Raw genomic sequence first — 18,677 nt, forward strand, 5'->3', positions numbered from 1 at the left:
ACTCATTCCGGCTCTCGATCAACCTTCTTGAATATTGTGGCTCGTGTCAAGCCCGTTCTATGGCTTGCCATTAAGCTACAGGGTTGATTCTAGTTGAGCACAACAAAAAAGGCACGACCCGCTATCCACGAGTCATGCCCTGTTTACGCTACGATAATGGGTTTGCGCTCGCGCCCTGGCGAGTGCCGCAACGGCGTTATCAATGCGGTTATGAGGCCTCCGCGGTCTTCTGATCCGTATTCTGCAGCGGCGCCAGGGGGGTGTTGATATGCCCAAGCACCTTGTTAATGGTTCCAAGTTGCTCCATCAGCTCATCGCTTTGCTTCTCCAGGCCGGCGATATTGTCCGAGAGCTTTTCACGCGAATTCTTGATCTTCTGCAAATTGCTGAGGCGCTTTTCCAGCTGGATTTTTCGTTCCTTGATGCGTGCCGCCAGTGGCCGCATCACTGATCCCGCCCACTCCTCGGCATCCTGATTGGCGCGGAAGAAGATATTGCGCGCATGGCTGACCATCGAGACAATAAATTTTTTCACCACGAAGCTTTGCTCGGTCATCGCGGTCATCGAGCTTTCTCTGAATTCACCCGCCTTTTTGTACAGCTGGTCCAGCTCGCGTGAATAGCGGGCGGTGGTGAACAGGGTGGGGTTCAGATCGGTGAAGCCATGCTCGTCACGAAAACGGTCGTAGATCGACTGCACGATGGCATTGGATTTTTCCGCCTGATAGTTCACCTGGGTCATCGTGTCACGGGCATTTTCAAAAAAGCCCTTCATGCCGGATCGCAGACCGTGGGTGGTCCAGCTGTCGACCATCTCGGTACGCGTCTTGGCAATCATCTTGTCCAGGCTGTCCAGCCCCAGCGCCTCGATCAAGGCGACCAGCTGGCGTTTCAGCACGTGGCGGGAGGTCTGGAAATTCTCGACGTCTTTTTGATAGATGCCCTGCTCGGTGCGCAGCTTCTGCATGGTCTCCATCAGCACATCGGCGCTCTTTCCCGACAGGGAGCGCAGCTCTTCCAGCTGCTGATTCACCGCCTCGTGGCGCTCGGTGAGCACACCGCGGGTGGTCTCCACCATGGAGCCGATCCGCGACACAATATTCTCCCGCACCAGATGCTGTTTGGCGGGCAACACGTCATCCGACAGGGTGGCCTCCAGCGCCAGCAGGCCGCTCTTTTCCAACAGTTCGTCATTGCCCTTTACCCGGGCCAGCAGGCCCTTCTGGGCCGATACGGGATAGATATTGCTGGCGTCGATGTTGAGCATTTCCGCCGTCTTGTCGACCTGCTTCTGGATATTGGCGTTATTGGTGGCCTCATCCTGTAGCTCGTCCCAGAGGGTGTCGATCTTGTTCAGCACCACGATGAGCCCGCCTGACTCGCGGTTTTCACGGAATGCCTGGGCATGGTCACGCCAGATCTGCATGTCGGTCTTGGTGGCCCCGGTGTCGGCGGCCAGCACGAAGATCACCGCCTGGGCATTCGGCAGCATGTCCATGGTCAGTTCCGGTTCGGAGCCCATGGCATTCAGCCCCGGGGTGTCGAGAATCACCAGCCCCTGCTTCAGCAGCGGGTGGGGGAAACTGATCATCACATGCCGCCACATGGGGATTTCTATGCTGACCGGGGGCACGTCGCACTGGTCATACTCCTCCTGCGAGTACAGGCCCAGCTTGATGGCATTCTGCACCGGCACCGATTTGGTCTTGATGATCTCCTTGAAGGCCTCGGCCATGTGGTCCGGAGAATCCACGTCCAGATCGGTATTGATCCAGTTGTTGGGGTCTTGCTTGAATTCGCTGATGCTGGTGTCATCGAGGCGGGTCTCGATGGGCAGCATACGGATATAGGATTTTTCCGTTTTATGGTCGTAAAACAGCTCCGTCGGGCACATGGTGGTGCGGCCGGCGGATGAGGGCAACAGTCTGCGTTTGTAATCGGCGAAGAAGATCGAGTTGATCAGCTCGGTCTTGCCGCGCGAAAACTCCGCGGCAAAGCCGATGGTGATGTGATCAGAGTCCAGCGAGTCGAGGATCTCGTACATGCGTAGATCGTCCTCGGGACTGCTCATCTCGTGCTTGGCGAGCCACTCACGATAGGTCTTGATCTGGCAGATAATGTCTTCTTTCCAGCGACTATAGGCTTCTAATTGTTCTGTAAACTGGTCTTTGGCCATGCCCGTCTTTACCTGAAATGTTGTCGTTAGTCGCTGCGCGGCACGAAAAACCCGCCCGCAGCTGATATCTCGGTATCAATAACGGCCCCTGGCAGGGGAAGTTTAGCCCCAGCCGCCGCGCCTGCCGGTGGTCGGTTGGTGAATGCCGTCTGGCTATAGATAGAAAGGGCTGGGCGGAGGGCCGAAACCCGGCTAACGCTGAATCGGTGGCGGCAGCCGGGTCGGCGCGCTGATCTGGACACGCTTCTGACGCCCGCCTTCACCCGCCAGCACGCTCACCCGCGATTTGGCGACCCCGAAGGCCTTGGCCAGGAATTTCACCAGCTGGGCATTGGCCTTGCCATCGACCGGCGGGGCGGTGATGCGCACCTTCAGGCTCTCGCCACCGAGGGGATCGGCACAGGGGCCGACGATCTCGTCACTGCTGGCCTTGGGCTGCACCCGCACCGAGAGGGTCAGGGTGTCGCCTTCCCAGCGGTACCAGGCCTGGCGCTCCGCGCTCACCCGAGCGCCAGGCCCCGGCCCAGATCCCGGATCGGCGCCACCAGCAGGATCGTCAGCAGCTGGATCCCGATCATCACCACAATGGGGGACAGGTCAAAGCCCTGGATCGGCGGCAGCAGGCGCCGCGCCCGGCCCAGCAGGGGTTCATTCAGGCTGTAGAGCAGGGCCACGGCGGGGTTGTAATTGCCGGGACTCACCCAGCTCAGCACCACCTGGATCAGGATGGTGAAAAAATAGATCTGCAACAGCAGCGACAGCAGCTCGGCGAGGGACAGCACCACCAGGCCCAGCGGCTGAAGACCCAGCCCGGAGATCAGCCCGATCACGAACAGCTCCAGCAACTGCAGGCCCAGCATCAGCACCACCGAGGCCACATCGATCCCCAGCATGCTGGGGATCAACCGGCGCAGGGGCACCAGCGTCGGATTGGTCACCTTCACCAGGAACTGGGAGACGGGATTATAGAAATCCGCCCGCACCCGGGCGAGCAGGAAGCGGATCATCACCGCGCCGATATACAGGCCAAACAGGGTCTGCACCAGAAACACGCCCGCGTTGCCGGCGTACGAACCGCCCATCATGCATCTCCCTCTGCCTTCGCCTGGTCGTCACCCAGCAGGGCGGCCAATTCGCGCGACCGATCGGCCGCCGCCTGGAGCACCTGGGCCATGAGCCGGTCGATATGATTTTCCGCCAGCACCCGCAGGCCCTGCTCGGTGGTGCCGCCGGGTGAGGTCACCCGCTCCCGCAGGGTGGTCACCGTCTCGCTGCTTTCCAGCGCCATCTTGGCGGCGCCCAGCGCGGTCTGCAGGGTCAGCAGGCGTGCCGTCTCCGCCGGCAGCCCCAGCTCGGCACCGGCGGCCTCCAACGCCTCCATGATACGGAAGAAATAGGCGGGGCCACTGCCGGACAGCGCGGTCACGGCATGCATCTGGTCTTCGTCCTCGACCCACAGGGTCAGGCCCGCGGCCCGCAGGATGGATTCGGCCAGATCCCGCTGCGCGGCGCTGACCGGCGCACTGGCGAACAGGCCGATCGCCCCGGTCTGCACCAGCGCCGGGGTATTGGGCATCGCCCGCACCACCGCCACCGGCCTGCCCGCCTCGCCGCCCAGCCAACGATTGAGGTCCACACTGCGAATGCCGGCGGCGACCGTGATCACCAGCGGCTGACGGGCCTGCACCGCTGGCGCCAGGGCCGTGGCCACGCCTTGCAGCAGCTGCGGTTTGACCGCCAGCACCACCACATCCGCCTCGGCCACCGCCGCGGCATTATCCTGCGTGGTGTGCACGCCAAAATTCTCGGCGAGATAGTCGCGACTGCGCGGGTTGGGATCCGTCACCGTGATCTGTCCGGCCTGTAGATTGTCGGCCAGCAGGCCGCCGATCAGGCTGGCAGCCATGTTGCCGCCGCCAATAAAGCTGATGTGTATATTTTTCATGATGTGTTAAGCGCCATCCATTGATTGTGTTGAACCTGGATCCGTGGTTTAACCACGGATTCAGGTTGCATTATAGGGCCGACGGGGTCCAAAGATATCGGTGCCGACACGTACGATGGTCGCACCCTCGGCGATCGCCATCTCCAGATCGCCCGACATGCCCATGGACAGGGTATCCCAGTATCGCCATGCCTCCCCGGCCCCGGGCGGGGAGGCTTCCAGCCGCTGAAAGGCCTCGCGCACGGCTCTAAAGGCCGCCCGTTGCACGGCCGGATCGGTGCTCGCCGCCGGGATGGCCATCAGGCCGCGCAGCCGCAGCTGCGGCAACTGTACCACCTGGGCGGCCAGGTCCGGCAACTCATCACACGCTAACCCGGATTTGCTGGCCTCTCCACTGACATTGAGCTGCAGGCAGACATTCAGCGGTGGCAGTCCGGGCGGACGCTGGTCATTCAGGCGCTGGGCGATCTTCAGCCGATCCACGCTATGCACCCAGGCAAAGTGCTGCGCGATGCTCGCCGTCTTATTGGATTGCAGCGGGCCGATGAAATGCCACTCAAGGCCCCGGCCCGCCAACGCCGCGATCTTGTCCAGCGCCTCCTGCACATAGTTCTCCGCAAAGGCCGACCCCACGCCCGCCAGCGCCAGCTCCGCCAGCGCGGCAATCTCTTCGGCGCTGCGGGTCTTGCTGACCGGCAACAGCTGCACCGAACCGGCGGCCCGCCCGTAACGCAGCTCCGCCGCCCGCACCCGGGCCAGCACATCACGCAGCCGCTGTTCAAGGTTCATCTTGCCGCTGGGGCCATTCTCAGGCATGGTCAAATCGTCTCGGTTTGCGTATTTTATGCCGACCCCGTCAAGGATCGTGGCGATAAAGAATTTTACACTATCGGTCGCTACTTATTGTCATGACACCCTTGTGTAACTTTGATTGCGGCACTTACGCTGACGTCTAACGTAGATGTGCAATGACGGCGGGGGCCGGCGTTCGCGACACCCGCTACCAAATATAACGTAATGCATTGCAGGAGCACCGATGGATATCTCTGAACTACTGGCCTTCAGCGTCAAAAACAACGCCTCTGATTTACACCTCTCTGCCGGAGAGCCACCGATGATTCGTGTGGACGGTGATATTCGCCGCATCAATGTGCCGCCCATGGATCACAAGACCGTGCACGCCCTGATCTACGACATCATGAACGATCGCCAGCGCAAGGATTATGAAGAATTCCTCGAGGTCGACTTCTCGTTTGAGATTCCCGAACTGGCGCGCTTTCGCGTCAATGCCTTTAATCACCAGCGCGGTGCCGGCGCCGTTTTCCGCACCATCCCCAGCGTGATCCTGAACTTTGAACAACTGGGCTGTCCGTCCATCTTCGCCGACATCGCCGAAACACCGCGTGGCCTGGTGCTGGTCACCGGGCCGACCGGCTCGGGTAAATCCACAACATTGGCTGCAATGGTGGATTACAAAAACGACACCGACCACGGACACATCCTCACCATCGAGGACCCGATCGAATTTGTGCACAAATCCAAAAAGTCGCTCATCAATCAGCGCGAGGTGCACCGCCATACCCTGGGCTTTAACGAGGCCCTGCGCTCGGCCCTGCGTGAAGACCCCGACGTGATTCTGGTGGGCGAAATGCGTGACCCGGAAACCATCCGCCTGGCGCTGACCGCGGCCGAGACCGGCCATCTGGTGTTTGGCACCCTGCATACCAGCTCCGCCGCCAAGACCATCGACCGTATCATCGACGTGTTTCCCGCCGCGGAAAAGGAGATGGTGCGTTCCATGCTGTCGGAATCGCTGCGCGCCGTTATCTCCCAGACCCTGATGAAGAAGGTCGGCGGCGGGCGTGTCGCCGCGCATGAAATCATGATCGCCAACCCGGCCATCCGTAACCTGATCCGTGAGGCCAAGATCGCGCAGATGTATTCCGCGATCCAGACCGGACAGGGCAGCGGCATGCAGACCCTCGATCAGAATCTGCAAAAGCTGTTACAGAAAGGGGTGATCACCAAACAGGAGGCAGCCTCCAAGGCGGCCAACAAGGATACCTTTGTGTAGTATGCGACACTCGGTTGTCGCACTCGGTATGCCACACTGTGGGCAGCCACCCATCGATACGCCGACACCGGGATCATTCCACCCGGGAATGGCGTGTAACCCATGTACCGACCTTCGCCGTCAGCAGGAGGTTGCAAAGCGCTGCATATGCCCGTAAAAACGACCCACATTGACCGCACAGGGATATTGATCACGCATGGCCGCCAAACCGTTTAATGTCATCCAGGATTTTCAGTCCTTACTGAAAATGATGATGCGCAAGGAGGCCTCTGACCTGTTCCTCACGGCAGGGCTGCCCGCCAGTTTCAAGATCAACGGTGAGATCTCGCCGATCTCCGAATCACCGCTCAATGCCGACCAGGTGCGCAAGCTGGCGCTGTCGTTGATGAACGATCAGCAGCGTCACGAATTTGAACACACGCTGGAATGCAATTTCGCCATCGACCCACCCGGCACCGGGCGCTTTCGCGTCAACGTCTTCCAGCAGAAAAATCACGTCGGCATTGTGCTGCGCCGCATCAAGACCGAGATCCCCACCTTTGCCGATCTGGGGGTGCCGCAAACCCTGGCCGATCTGGCGATGGCCAAACGGGGCCTGGTGATCATCGCCGGCGCCACCGGCACCGGCAAATCCAGCACCCTGGCCGCCATGCTGGGGCAACGCAACCGCAACAGTCATGGCCACATCATCACCGTGGAAGATCCCATCGAATACGTGCATGAGCATGATGGCTGCATCATCACCCAGCGGGAAGTCGGCGTGGATACCATCAGCTTCGAGGCGGCCCTGCGCAACACCCTGCGACAGGCGCCGGATGTGATCCTCATCGGCGAGATCCGCACCCGGGAGACCATGGAACACGCCATCGCCTTTGCCGAAACCGGCCACCTCTGCCTGACCACCCTGCACGCCAATAACGCCAATCAGGCGCTGGACCGTATCCTCAACTTTTTCCCCAAGGATCGCCGCGAACAGACCCTGCTGGATCTGTCCCTCAACCTGCGCGCCATCATCGGTCAGCAGCTGATCCCCACGCCCGATAAAACCGGGCGCTGCGTCGCCGTTGAGATCCTCATCAACACACCCCTGGTCAGCCAGCTGATCCGCGAGGGCAATGTCACCGAACTCAAGGCGGTAATGAGCAAGTCCAATCAACAGGGCATGCTCACCTTTGACCAGGCCCTGTTTGAGCTCTACAAGGCCAAAAAGATCTCTTATGAGGCGGCCCTGCACCACGCCGACTCCGCCAACGAGCTGCGGCTGATGATCAAGCTCGGCAACAAGGCGGGGGTGAAACAGATGGGCGACACCCTCAGCGGCGTCACCTTGATGGATGTGCAGGACAAATAGTCAGAGCCTGTGAAAAAATCGACGGCCGTAGCGAGGCCGTCGATTTTTTTCACAGGCTCTCAGCAGTCTCTCGGACTCAGGCTGAACAGACTGCGGCCGTCGGCTTCGCCATCGGCACGGTGGCTTCGACGCCGATTCTGCGGTTGGCATCAGGCCGCGGGAAATACTGCACTCGCCTCAAACACCGGACCGTCAACACACACGCGTTTCATGGCCGGACCACTGGCGGTCTGCACCTCCACGGTACAACCGGCGCAGCCACCCACCGCACAGGCCATGAATTCCTCCAGCGAGACCTGACAGGGCAGCTGATATTCCCGCGCCAGCCGGGCCACCGCCTCCAGCATGGGGTGCGGGCCGCAGGCGAAGACCGCCACCTGTTCGCGCTGCGCCGCGTCCAGCGCATCTAACCACGTACGTGCAAGGTCGGTCACATAACCCTCAAAGCATCCGGCATAACCCTGTTGACTGGCGAGCCGCGAGGCGATGCCCCAGTCGTCCAGCAGGGGCATGGCGGCAATCACCTCGGCGGGCACGCCGGGGACCATGATTTTTGAGGGCTGGGCCTTGAACGGGAACGGCACCTCCGAGCCCATGATCACCAGCGGCTCATAGGCACCTTTCACCTCGCGCAGAGAATCGGCCAGAAACACCATGGGCGGCATGCCCACACCACCGCCGATCAGCAGCGGTCGTGAGTGGCGCAGTTGCGGTGTGAAGGGCATGCCGATCGGCCCCATAACGGAGACCAGATCATCCTGCTTGCGCATCGCCAGCAGTCGGGTGCCCTCCCCCAGCACCTTGAACAGGATATCCACCCAGCCCGCCCGGGCGCTGACGCGCATGATCGATAGCGGACGGCGCATGGGCAGGGCCGGGTCACACTGGATATGCATAAACTGTCCCGGCCGGGCATGGGCCGCGGTCTCCGGCGCGTGCAGGCGCAGGATCACCTGCTCGCCGGGGTGCTCCTGGCGTTCCAGCACCCTGGCCTGTTCGATAAAAATGCTGTCGCGGTGTGATGGGCTCATAGCGGTTCTTCTTAATAGTGGCTGATGCGTGTCATGGCTGATGTGTTAAACCGAGCAGGGACGCCCAGGCGCAGACCCGGCAGGCACTGCGCCTCGGGCAGCGTCGGGCGGGATCTGTCCCCGGCGCCTCACTCCTCAGAGCATGTGAAAAAATCGACGGCCGCAGTAGGTCGACGGTTTTTCACAGGCTCTCACTACTAAAGCTGAGACGGCCCGCCAACAGGGTGTGGGTGACACGGCCCTTGAATTCCCAGCCCAGGAACGGCGAATTCTTCCCCTGACTGGCCATACCCTCGGCGCCCAGCTCCCAGTATTGCTCGGGATCAAAGATACAGATGTCCGCGCGCTCCCCCACCCCCAGCCCCGCACTCAGGCCGATGATGCCGGCGGGGCCCTGGCTGATGCAGGCGATCGCCTGCGGAAGGCTCAGCAGGCCCTCGTCCACCAGCCGCAGGGTCAGCACCAGCAGGGTCTCCAGGCCACTGATCCCCGGCTCACTGGAGGGGAACGGCGCCAGCTTGGCATCCCGGTCCAGGGGCTGATGATCCGAACATATGGCGCTGATGCTGCCGCGGCGCAGGGCCTCGCGCAGGCCATCGCGGTCGCGCTGGGTGCGCAGCGGGGGTTGCACATGGCAGTGGCTATCAAAGAATCCGATGTCCATCTCGGTGAGAAACAGCTGATGGGCCGCGACATCCGCGCTCACCGGCAGACCGTCGTGCTGGGCGCGGGCAATCATGTTCACCGCCCGCTCACTGGACAGCTGACAGAAATGGGCGCGGACCCCGGTCTGTTCGATCAGGTGCAGTTCGCGCGCCACGGCGATGGTCTCCGCGGCCTCGGGAATTCCGGGTAGCCCCAGTCGCACACTCACCATCCCCTCATGAGCGCAACCGCCGGCGGCCAGCCAGGGGTCCTGCGCATGCAGAAACACCGGCATGTCCTGATTCGCGGCATATTCCATCGCGCGCCGCATCACCTCCGTACTGGCGATCGCATGGTGGGCATTGCTGACCCCAACACAACCGGCATTTTTTAGCGCGCTCATCTCCGCCAGCTGTTCGCCCTGCAGATTTTTGGTCAGGGCGCCCAGCGACACTACCCGCGCAAAACCGGCCTGGGTGGCGCGGTGGCGGATCAGGTCGACCACGGCCGGCGTGTCGGTGACCGGATCTGTGTCTGGCGGACAGACCAGGGTGGTGATGCCGGCCCTGGCGGCGGCTCGCGTTTCGCTGGCGATGGTGGCCTTGTTTTCCTGACCCGGCTCGCGCAGTCGGGCCTGCAGATCCACCAGGCCGGGACACACCACCTGCCCCCTGGCATCGATGACCCTGCCGGCCTCAAAGCCCGCCGGCGCCTCACCCACCGCCAGCACCTTGCCGGAGGCGATGTGCAGGTCGGTGATCCGGTCAATACCGTTGGCCGGGTCGATGACACGACCGCCCAGAATCGACAGCCTCATGATGCCTCTCCCTGTGCGCTTCCCTTCGCCGGCGCCTCGGCAGGCGCGTTCTCTGCGGGCGGCCGGCCCAGCACCATGGACATCACCGCCATGCGCACCGCAATGCCGTTGCTGACCTGCTCCAGGATCACCGACTGCGGGCCATCGGCGATCTCGGAATCGATCTCCACGCCGCGATTGATGGGGCCGGGGTGCATTACGATGGCATCGGGCCTGGCCATCGCCAGCTTGTCCCGGGTCAGGCCGTAGCTCTGAAAATACTCCTGCTCGCTGGGCAGCATCGCCCCGCGCATGCGCTCCTTTTGCAGGCGCAGCATGATGATGACGTCGGCGTCGCGCAGCCCCGCCTTCATATCGTGATAGACGTGCACGCCCAGGCTCTCCACCTGGGCGGGGATCAGGGTCTTGGGGGCAACCACCCGCACCTCGTTCACCCCCAGGGTGGTGAGCGCATGGATCTGCGAGCGGGCCACCCGTGAGTGCATGATGTCGCCGACGATGGCCACGGTCAGCGGCGCGAACTCACCCTTGCGACGGCGGATGGTAAACATGTCCAGCAGGGCCTGGGTCGGGTGGGCATGGCGGCCGTCACCGGCGTTGATCACACTGACGTGCGGCGCGACGTGCTGGGAGATCAGATGGGCCGCGCCACTATCGCTGTGGCGCACCACAAACATGTCGCACTGCATGGCCTCCAGATTGTGCAGCATGTCCAGCAGGCTCTCACCCTTCACCGTGGCCGAGGTATTGATGTTGATCTTTAACACGTCGGCCGAAAGCCGCTTTGCCGCCAGCTCAAAGGTGGTCAGGGTCCGGGTGCTGGCCTCAAAGAACAGGTTGACCACGGTCTTGCCGCGCAGCAGGGGCACCTTTCTCACCTGCTGATCGCCGACACTGATGAAGGATTCGGCGATGTCGAGGATGTCGACTATCTGCTGGCGTTTGAGGCCCTCGATGGTCAACAGGTGTTTGAGTCGGCCCTGCTCATCCAGCTGTAGATTCTGTCCCCTCATGGCGCCTCCACCACTTCCAGTTGCAGCGGCTCCGGCCCGGTCAGCTTGGCGTGTTCATGCTCGCTGAGGGACAGGTGCTGGCCCACGATATCCGCCTGAATCGGCAGCTCCCGGCCACTGCGCTCGCCCAGTACCACCAGGGTCACCGAGGCCGGTCGGCCGTAGTCAAAAATCTCGTTGAGGGCGGCGCGGATGGTACGGCCGGTGTGCAGGATGTCGTCGACCAGGATGATGTGACTATCGTCCACCGTGGTTGGGAGCTGCGAGGGTTTCACCTGTGGGTTCATGCCGATGCGCGAGAAGTCATCACGATAAAAGGAGATGTCCAGCCTGCCCAGGGACTGCTGCAGGCCCAGCTGCGCGTGCAGCCGTTCGGCGACCCACACCCCGCCGGTGTGAATGCCGATCATCAGCGCATCCTCCAGCCCGGTGCCGGGGTGATCCTGTGCAAACCGGGTGCGCAGCTCGTCCGCCATGCGGGTGATCACCGAGGCTATCGAGGTGGCGGACTGAGAATGTTGTGCGGTCATGACCTGCCTTTACGCTGTAGTAGGGTAATTGGTACGGTGTTTGTTTTATCTGTTGTGCAGAGCCGATTTTTTATTCAGATCACACCACTTCAGGCCCCATCACTCTCCTGCCTGAGCCAGGACTCCAGAATGATCCTTGCCGCCTGTTGATCGATATCCGCCGCCTGCACCCGACGTGAGCGTCCCCGTGCCGGCGGGCGTTCGCGCAACTCTTCCTCGGCCTGCAGCGACGACAGGCGCTCATCCATAAAATGGGCGCGCAGATTGTACCGCCCCTGCAGTTGATTCCCAAATCGCTGCGCGCGTCGGCTCAGCTCGCTGTCCGTGCCATCCATGTTCAGCGGCAGGCCCACCACCACTTCGTCCGGCTGCCATTGCGCGATGAGCTGACTGATGGCATCCCAGTCCGGTTTGCCGTCGGTGGCGCGTACCGTGCCCAGCGCCGTAGCGGCCCCGGTCAGCGCCTGGCCGACCGCCACACCGATGCGTCGGGTGCCGTAATCAAAGGCCAGAAACAGGCGGCTCTTGCGGGGCGCGCCCGACGCCGGATCGGTCACGCGTGGCCGGCCTCGCCGCTGAGCTGATGGATATCGATACCGAGCAGTGCCGCTGCCGCCTCCCAGCGCGCCGACACCTCGGTATGAAACAGGATCTGCTTGTCGGCCGGCACATTGAGCCAGGCGTTGTCACGGATCTCCGCCTCCAGCTGACCCGGACCCCAGCCGGCGTAGCCCAGGGCCACCAGGCTGTTGACCGGGCCGCGGCCCTGGGCCATGGCGGTGATGATGTCATTGGAGGAGGTCAAGGCAATCTCCTCGGTCACCGGCAGGGTGGACGCCCAGGCGCGCTCACCGGTCTGGTGCAACACGAAACCCCGCTCCATCTCCACCGGGCCGCCACGGAATACCGGCCTGGTGGCAATGCCCTCATGCGTCGGATGCTCATCCATCTGCGCCATCAGTTCGCCCACGGTCAGGTCCACCGGCTGATTGATGATGATGGCCATGGCGCCATGCTGATTGTGTTCGCAGAGGTAGGCCACGCTGTGAAAAAAATGGGGGTCCAACAATGTTGGCATTGCAATGAGGAATTGATTGGTCAGATAACCGGATTCGGCCATGTCCGTAGTATGGGGCAGGGAGGCCAAAAGTGACAGGCCTGGCGGCCAAATCCTTAGCGCCGGTGAAAAAACCGTCGGCCGCAGTAGGCCGACGGTTTTTTCACCGGCTCTCAGCGGGTCGAAAACTTGCTGCCGGCCTCAAACACCCAGGTGCGGGTGATCACCAGCTCATCGACTTCGTTGCGGATGTCTTCCGAGAAGGGGGCAAACGGCGCGGCCAGGCGGACAATCCGCACCGCGCCGTCGTCGAGGATCTTGTGCCCCGATGACTGACGGATGTTGATGGATTTGATGCTGCCGTCCTTGCTGATGGTCACCGCCATGATCAGGCTGCCCGACAGCTGCTGGCGTTTTGCCTGGTCTGGAAAATTGATCCTGCCGATGCGCTCTACCTTGGCGCGCCAGGCCTCTTCGTAACTGGCGTAACGGTATTCCTGGGTACGGGCCGAGATAAATTTGCGCTTGGGTCGATGCGCAAACACCCGCTGGGTTTGATCAATCTCCGCCGACAGGCGGGCGATCTCCTTGCTGCGCGACAGCAGCTGCGCCGCGGTCAACTGCTGCTCCTGTTCCAGCTCGGGTGCGCTGATGCCCGCCGACACCTTGCGCTCCGAGCTGGCGGCGGTCAGCAACTGCTGGCGCTGCGGCTCCGGCTGGGTGGCGATGCGGGTCTCCGGCACAAATTCACGTACCTCCCCCTGCTCCCCGGTGGGCACCACCGGCACCACCTCGGTGGAAGGTCGCACCTTTTCCTCGGTATCACCGCCGCCCTCCTGGCTGGCCTGTGCGAGAAAATCGGCGTCCTTGATCTCCTTGTCGGTCCGGCTCTGCACCAGCGTCACCTCCAGACCCGGCAGCTTCTGTTTTGGCTGGGAGCGATCCTCCTGGGAGAAGCTGATACCGAGGATGATCAGGCTGTGCAACACCACGGCGAAAAAGATGGTCAGGCTGAGGCGGTCACCGCTAGTGACCTTGGGGCGCAGCGGCGGCCGCGCCCGGCGCGGTTGGCGATGGGGCGGCAGGGGTGCCTGCTGTATTGCCTGAGCCGCTGTCATTGTTTTGAGACCATTACGCTACGACCAGTTTGTTAATAACATTGTTCATTGCACTGCTGGAGCCTTATTCAACCGCGCCAGCACGCTGCGGGTCAACCAGCCGCTGAGCACGCCGAGGATCGCTGCCATCGACATCAGCAACGGATACAGCATCAGCAGGCCGGAATGGGGCACAAACAGGACATAGGCCAGCCAGAACTGTCCGCTCATATGCGCCAGGGCGGCCGCCAGCCCCAGCCCCATCGGCCCCGGCGCCCAGGCCGGCAGCGCCCGTGAGACCGCCACCAACAGACCCAGCATTGCTACGCTGGCCAGGGCCCCGGCGGCGGACAGAAAAAAGGCCGGCGACAGGAAGGTGCCGATCAGGATGCTGCCCACCAGCACCCGTAACAGGGATACCCAGGCCGCCATCCGCCAGCCATAGCGACACAGCACCAGCAGGGTGACCACATTCGCCAGACCAGGCTTGATCCCCGGCAGGGGGCTGGGCAGGGCGCTCTCGGCGATGTGGATGGTGATCGCCAGGGCGGTAAAGCCGGCAATCAGGTGATCGTCGCGGGTGGTCTGGATCAGCTGGCTCATGGCGAGGCGCGCTGGCGTGCGCTAAAAATTGATCGCATCGAAACGCGGGTCGCTGGCCAGGATCTGCAGGCTCACCCGATTGGGCAGACAGATCGCCACCTCGCCGCCCCGGCTCAGCCAGCCCGTGTGCACGCACAGCTGGTTGGGGCAGGGCGAGGCGGTAAACCGCACCTGGCCGTTACGCACCTGGATATGGCTCAGCCCCAGCGGGCCCGGCACCGCCAGGTCGTGGTCGTGAAACAGGTTGAGCCGCGCCCACGGCTTGCCATCGACCAGCACCCGGGCCTCGGCACCGTGGCCATCGGCCTGCCAGTAGCGCAGGTACAGGCCGGTCAGCAGGATCAACGCCAGCAACAGCAGCAGGCGGTCGCCGCGGGTAAAGGCCGTCACAGCGCCTCGCTGACCACGATGGTGGGCAGGGACTCCGGCTCAAAGCGGATCCGCTGCCGAATACCGGGGGTGATCTGCACCACGCCCTGCTGGTCCACCAGCATCGCGCCGCTGATGCCCATCGCCCGCGCCACCGGCAACCAGTTCTCGACCTTCGGGCCGGCCACGGACAGTGCGGTGGCCGCCGCATCGGCAAGGTCGCCCTGCCGGGCAAAGACGGTGACCGAACTCAGCCCCTGCGCGGGATAGCCACTGCGCGGATCGATAATGTGGTCGTAACGCTGGCCCTGCCAGTCAAAATAGCGCTCGTAATCGCCGGAGGTGAACACGCTCTCGTCCCCCTCGACCTCCACCGAGGCGAGGATCCCCTCTGCCCGCGGGTGCCGAATCCCGATCCGCCAGGCCCGCTCGCCATGCCGGCCGATGGCCCGCAGGTCGCCACCGGCATTGACCACCGCGTGTTCAATGCCCATCTCCCGCAGCGCATCGATGGCGCGATCCACCGCATAACCCTTGGCAAAGGCGCCAAAATCCAGCTTCAGGGCCGGATTCCGGGACTGCATCTTGATCCCGTCGAGGTGGATATCCGTCATCGCCGGCCGCTGATCCAGGAGGGCGCGAATGGCCTCAGCGGAGGGCGGCGGCCCCTTGGGCGGTTCATCACTGGCGAAACCCCACAGCGCGATGAGCCTGCCGATGGCCGGATTAAACAGTCCCCCGCTAAGTTGCGACAGCTCGGTACCGCGTGCGATCAGGGGCAGGATCGAGGGCGCCGCCGTAAAGGCCTCGCCCGTGGCCAGCTGCACATTCACTCGCCCCAGGGTGCCGGGGTGCCAGGCGTGCCAGGTGCGGTGCATGAACTCAAAATCCTCGGCCAGACGCGACACCACCTGCTGACCCCGTGTCTCGTCCACGCCCCACAACTGGATATCCACCACGGTGCCGAACACCAGCAGCTGCTCGTGATAGACGGCAGGGCGCGCGCTACAGCCGGCCACCAAGATGACGGCAACCACCAGCAGATTACGGATAAAATACCTGATCATGCGCTAACGTCGGTCTTCTGGCCGCCTTCTCTCAGCTTTGACTCGATCACATCCATCAGCTGGCCGGCGATATCCAGCCCGTAAAGACGGTCCAGCTCCCGGATGCAGGTGGGGCTGGTGACATTGATCTCGGTCAGATAATCCCCGATCACATCCAGACCCACAAACATCAGTCCCATGGCCTTCAGCCGTGGCCCCACCTGCTCACAGATCCAGCGGTCGCGGTCCGACAGCGCCACCCCCACGCCGGTACCGCCCGCCGCCAGATTGCCCCGCGTCTCGCCCTTGGCCGGCACCCGCGCCAGCGCATAGGGCACGGGCTCGCCATCGATCAGCAGGATGCGTTTGTCGCCGGCGGCGATCTCCGGGATGAAGCGCTGCACCATGGCGTAACGGCCGCCGTGCTCGGTGAGGGTCTCGAAAATCACCCCGGTATTCGGGTCATCGGCCCGCACCCGAAAGATCGAGGCCCCACCCATGGCGTCCAGCGGCTTGATGATCACATCGCCCTGCTCGGCCAGGAAGGCGCGCAGTCGGTCCTGGTCGCGGGTCACCAGGGTCGGCGGCGCGCACTGCGGAAACCAGGTGCTGGCCAGCTTCTCGTTCGCCTCGCGCAGCGCCTGGCTGCGATTGACCACCAGGGTACCCTCGGCTTCGGCCAGCGCCAGCATCTGGGTGGCATAGAGATATTCGGTGTCGATGGGCGGGTCCTTGCGCATCAGCAGCACATCCAGCTCACTCACCGGCAGCTCCCGTGATGCGCCCAGGCTGAACCAGTCCGCCGCATCGTCACGCACGGTCAGTTCACGCGCTCGCGCATAGGCGCGGCCATCGCGTAAAAACAGATCGCCCATCTCCAGGTAATACAGTTGCCAGCCCCGCGCCTGGGCGGCCAGCGCCATGGCCAGGCTGCTGTCTTTGTACGGCTTGATCGTGCCGATAGGATCCATCAAAAGGGCCAGCTTGATCATTTTTTCATCGCCACCGGGTTGTCGCCTGTACAAAACTTCGGCACTTCGAACACTATCTGTACAGCGACGCCCGGCATAAGTTAAGAAGGTCGTTAAGGTTCCAGAATCTCGGCCGATAGTTTGGGTGAGCTGCCAGCTGTGCGGATATACGTATGAACGGCAGGCACTTATGGATTGTACTTGAATAGTGTGATAAATAAACGGGGCGATGCTATTGATTTAACAGGTGAGTTTTTTGGAAAACGTAGACCTGACCGACCGATGCGGACATCAGCGCATGCGGTAGAGCCTGGAGTCTACCAACCTGAAATAACCGGTTTTTTTGATCCACGCTTCCAAACAATCTGCGGCTATCGCCTCCCGATATCTGCCGAGACTCACATATTAAGGAAGCAGCAAGACCGAACCGGTAACCCTGTCTGATAACGGCTTACCCCAAAAACATGTGGCCCCACCGGCGACACCATTCGCAGCAACGCGGGTGCCATACAGATTACAACCTAGTTAGAGGTGATGCGGTGTCGAGCGAAACAGAAGAACTCAGCCTGGAAGGCATTAAGGTCATGGTCATTGATGACAGTAAAACGATTCGTCGCACGGCCGAGACCCTGCTCAAAAAGGCCGGCTGCGATGTGGTCACGGCCACCGATGGCTTTGAGGCCCTGGCAAAAATTACCGACCAGAATCCCGATGTGATTTTTGTCGATATCATGATGCCGCGTCTGGATGGCTACCAGACCTGCGCACTGATCAAGAAAAATCATAACTACAAAAATACCCCAGTTATCTTGCTGACCAGTAAAGACGGCCTGTTCGATCGTGCCCGCGGGCGCATCGTCGGTTCTGATCGTTACCTGACAAAACCCTTTACCAAAGACGAATTACTGGGCGCCATCAAGGAGCATCTGGCGCCTGCACCCTGAATGCAGGGCTTACACATCATTATTTCGCACACCTGAATTTAGTAATAACTGGAGAAGCATTCCATGGCAAACATCTTGATCGTTGATGATTCACCTACTGAAATCCACGTCCTCACGTCGATGCTCGAAAAGCATGGCTTTTCCGTGGCCGTCGCCAATAACGGCGAGGAAGGCGTCGAGAAGGCCAGGGCGGAAAAGCCGGACCTGATCCTGATGGACGTGGTCATGCCGGGCATGAATGGTTTCCAGGCCGCACGACAGATCTCCACCGACCCGGAAACCACCGGCATCCCGATCATTATCGTCAGCACCAAGGATCAGGAGACCGACAAGATGTGGGGGTTACGTCAGGGTGCAAAAGACTACGTCACCAAGCCCGCAAAGGAAAAAGAACTGATCACCAAAATCAACAACCTGCTTGGCGCCTGACGCCGGCCTGCTTTTAAATCGGTAAGCTATCAGTGGCGAATCAGACCCATCCCTTTGACCTGCTCCTGTCCATGGAGCAACAAAGCAAAAAAAGTGCACGCGGGCTGCCGCAGCAGACCGAGGTGCGTTCTCTGTGGAGCGGCATCGGTTTTCGCATCGGTGACATCGTCATGGTCACCCCACTCACCCAGGTCAATGAAATCTTGAACTATCCAAAATTGACCCTGGTGCCGGGCACCCTGCCATGGATCAAGGGGCTGGCCAATATTCGCGGCACCCTGCTGCCCATTATGGATTTACAGGGTTTTCTGGGGCAACCACCCATCCATCTACGACCAAAATCGCGGATCATGATCATCCAGCAGGATGAACTGTCCGTCGGCCTGTTGGTGGATGAGGTGCTCGGACTGCGCCATTTCGATCCTGACAACCGCAGCAATCGTATCCGCAAAATGGATCCCGCCATCAAGACCTACATCAAGGGCGCGTTCCAGCAAGATGAAAAAACCTGGCACCTGTTCGACATGGCAACACTGACCGAAGATCCACATTTCTACAAAGTGGCTGTGTAGCGCAAAT

21 protein-coding genes are annotated in these 18,677 nt (G+C 61.7%); 5 read left to right on the forward strand and 16 right to left on the reverse strand.

Annotation, left to right across the window (positions count from 1 at the left end):
* Positions 1 to 208 precede the first annotated feature (208 nt).
* The 5 genes from RRB22_04075 to RRB22_04095 form a co-directional block, all read right to left on the reverse strand.
* Positions 209 to 2,176, reverse strand: a complete 1,968-nt coding sequence (locus RRB22_04075) for a dynamin family protein (GenBank protein ID MDT8383570.1) — start codon at positions 2,174 to 2,176, stop codon at positions 209 to 211.
* Between the two features lie 192 nt (positions 2,177 to 2,368).
* Entirely contained in the window at positions 2,369 to 2,680 is a 312-nt protein-coding gene (locus RRB22_04080; protein MDT8383571.1) for a DUF167 family protein, read from the reverse strand.
* Positions 2,677 to 3,261, reverse strand: coding sequence for a YggT family protein (locus tag RRB22_04085; GenBank protein MDT8383572.1), 585 nt, complete (start codon positions 3,259 to 3,261; stop codon positions 2,677 to 2,679). The genes RRB22_04080 and RRB22_04085 overlap by 4 nt, the downstream gene beginning before the upstream one ends.
* Positions 3,258 to 4,121: a pyrroline-5-carboxylate reductase gene (proC, locus tag RRB22_04090; GenBank protein MDT8383573.1), complete on the reverse strand. Its 864-nt coding sequence runs from the start codon at positions 4,119 to 4,121 to the stop codon at positions 3,258 to 3,260. Before proC ends, RRB22_04085 begins: the two co-directional genes overlap by 4 nt.
* A gap of 60 nt (positions 4,122 to 4,181) precedes the next feature.
* On the reverse strand, positions 4,182 to 4,937 hold the full coding sequence (locus RRB22_04095) for a YggS family pyridoxal phosphate-dependent enzyme (GenBank protein ID MDT8383574.1): 756 nt from the start codon (positions 4,935 to 4,937) through the stop codon (positions 4,182 to 4,184).
* Between the two features lie 220 nt (positions 4,938 to 5,157).
* Between RRB22_04095 and RRB22_04100 the strand changes: the two genes are divergently transcribed.
* Together RRB22_04100 and RRB22_04105 are read left to right on the forward strand one after the other, a co-directional pair.
* Positions 5,158 to 6,195, forward strand: coding sequence for a type IV pilus twitching motility protein PilT (locus RRB22_04100; GenBank protein MDT8383575.1), 1,038 nt, complete (start codon positions 5,158 to 5,160; stop codon positions 6,193 to 6,195).
* A gap of 196 nt (positions 6,196 to 6,391) precedes the next feature.
* Positions 6,392 to 7,546 carry a PilT/PilU family type 4a pilus ATPase gene (locus RRB22_04105; protein MDT8383576.1) on the forward strand — a complete coding sequence of 385 codons (1,155 nt, stop codon included), beginning with the start codon at positions 6,392 to 6,394 and terminating at the stop codon, positions 7,544 to 7,546.
* 149 nt (positions 7,547 to 7,695) lie between these two features.
* On the opposite strand, the gene RRB22_04110 is transcribed toward RRB22_04105, so the two are convergent.
* The 11 genes from RRB22_04110 to gshB form a co-directional block, all read right to left on the reverse strand.
* The gene (locus RRB22_04110; protein ID MDT8383577.1) at positions 7,696 to 8,577 is read right to left on the reverse strand and encodes a dihydroorotate dehydrogenase electron transfer subunit; all 882 of its coding nucleotides are present in this window, start codon (positions 8,575 to 8,577) and stop codon (positions 7,696 to 7,698) included.
* A 181-nt stretch (positions 8,578 to 8,758) separates the two neighbouring features.
* Positions 8,759 to 10,039 carry a dihydroorotase gene (locus tag RRB22_04115; protein ID MDT8383578.1) on the reverse strand — a complete coding sequence of 427 codons (1,281 nt, stop codon included), beginning with the start codon at positions 10,037 to 10,039 and terminating at the stop codon, positions 8,759 to 8,761.
* Positions 10,036 to 11,052: an aspartate carbamoyltransferase catalytic subunit gene (locus tag RRB22_04120; protein MDT8383579.1), complete on the reverse strand. Its 1,017-nt coding sequence runs from the start codon at positions 11,050 to 11,052 to the stop codon at positions 10,036 to 10,038. Before RRB22_04120 ends, RRB22_04115 begins: the two co-directional genes overlap by 4 nt.
* Entirely contained in the window at positions 11,049 to 11,582 is a 534-nt protein-coding gene (pyrR, locus tag RRB22_04125) for a bifunctional pyr operon transcriptional regulator/uracil phosphoribosyltransferase PyrR (GenBank protein ID MDT8383580.1), read from the reverse strand. The genes RRB22_04120 and pyrR overlap by 4 nt, the downstream gene beginning before the upstream one ends.
* Before the next feature lie 89 nt (positions 11,583 to 11,671).
* The gene (ruvX, locus tag RRB22_04130) at positions 11,672 to 12,139 is read right to left on the reverse strand and encodes a Holliday junction resolvase RuvX (GenBank protein MDT8383581.1); all 468 of its coding nucleotides are present in this window, start codon (positions 12,137 to 12,139) and stop codon (positions 11,672 to 11,674) included.
* A complete protein-coding gene (locus tag RRB22_04135) occupies positions 12,136 to 12,702 on the reverse strand; it encodes a YqgE/AlgH family protein (protein ID MDT8383582.1) in 567 nt (188 codons plus the stop codon). Before RRB22_04135 ends, ruvX begins: the two co-directional genes overlap by 4 nt.
* Before the next feature lie 110 nt (positions 12,703 to 12,812).
* Positions 12,813 to 13,757, reverse strand: a complete 945-nt coding sequence (locus RRB22_04140; protein ID MDT8383583.1) for a TonB family protein — start codon at positions 13,755 to 13,757, stop codon at positions 12,813 to 12,815.
* Between the two features lie 45 nt (positions 13,758 to 13,802).
* The gene (locus RRB22_04145; protein MDT8383584.1) at positions 13,803 to 14,339 is read right to left on the reverse strand and encodes a Gx transporter family protein; all 537 of its coding nucleotides are present in this window, start codon (positions 14,337 to 14,339) and stop codon (positions 13,803 to 13,805) included.
* A gap of 21 nt (positions 14,340 to 14,360) precedes the next feature.
* Positions 14,361 to 14,729, reverse strand: a complete 369-nt coding sequence (locus RRB22_04150; GenBank protein ID MDT8383585.1) for a NusG domain II-containing protein — start codon at positions 14,727 to 14,729, stop codon at positions 14,361 to 14,363.
* Positions 14,726 to 15,775, reverse strand: a complete 1,050-nt coding sequence (locus tag RRB22_04155) for an FAD:protein FMN transferase (protein ID MDT8383586.1) — start codon at positions 15,773 to 15,775, stop codon at positions 14,726 to 14,728. Before RRB22_04155 ends, RRB22_04150 begins: the two co-directional genes overlap by 4 nt.
* A complete protein-coding gene (gshB, locus tag RRB22_04160) occupies positions 15,772 to 16,746 on the reverse strand; it encodes a glutathione synthase (GenBank protein ID MDT8383587.1) in 975 nt (324 codons plus the stop codon). The genes RRB22_04155 and gshB overlap by 4 nt, the downstream gene beginning before the upstream one ends.
* Positions 16,747 to 17,309: 563 nt before the next feature.
* Here gshB and RRB22_04165 point away from each other — a divergent pair.
* The 3 genes from RRB22_04165 (at position 17,310) to RRB22_04175 (ending at position 18,670) form a co-directional block, all read left to right on the forward strand.
* Positions 17,310 to 17,669 carry a response regulator gene (locus RRB22_04165; protein ID MDT8383588.1) on the forward strand — a complete coding sequence of 120 codons (360 nt, stop codon included), beginning with the start codon at positions 17,310 to 17,312 and terminating at the stop codon, positions 17,667 to 17,669.
* Positions 17,670 to 17,732: 63 nt separating this feature from the next.
* On the forward strand, positions 17,733 to 18,098 hold the full coding sequence (locus RRB22_04170; protein ID MDT8383589.1) for a response regulator: 366 nt from the start codon (positions 17,733 to 17,735) through the stop codon (positions 18,096 to 18,098).
* A gap of 32 nt (positions 18,099 to 18,130) precedes the next feature.
* Positions 18,131 to 18,670 carry a chemotaxis protein CheW gene (locus RRB22_04175; GenBank protein MDT8383590.1) on the forward strand — a complete coding sequence of 180 codons (540 nt, stop codon included), beginning with the start codon at positions 18,131 to 18,133 and terminating at the stop codon, positions 18,668 to 18,670.
* Positions 18,671 to 18,677 lie beyond the last annotated feature (7 nt).

The organism is Gammaproteobacteria bacterium, from assembly GCA_032250735.1.
Classification (GTDB): Bacteria; Pseudomonadota; Gammaproteobacteria; order SZUA-152; family SZUA-152; genus SZUA-152.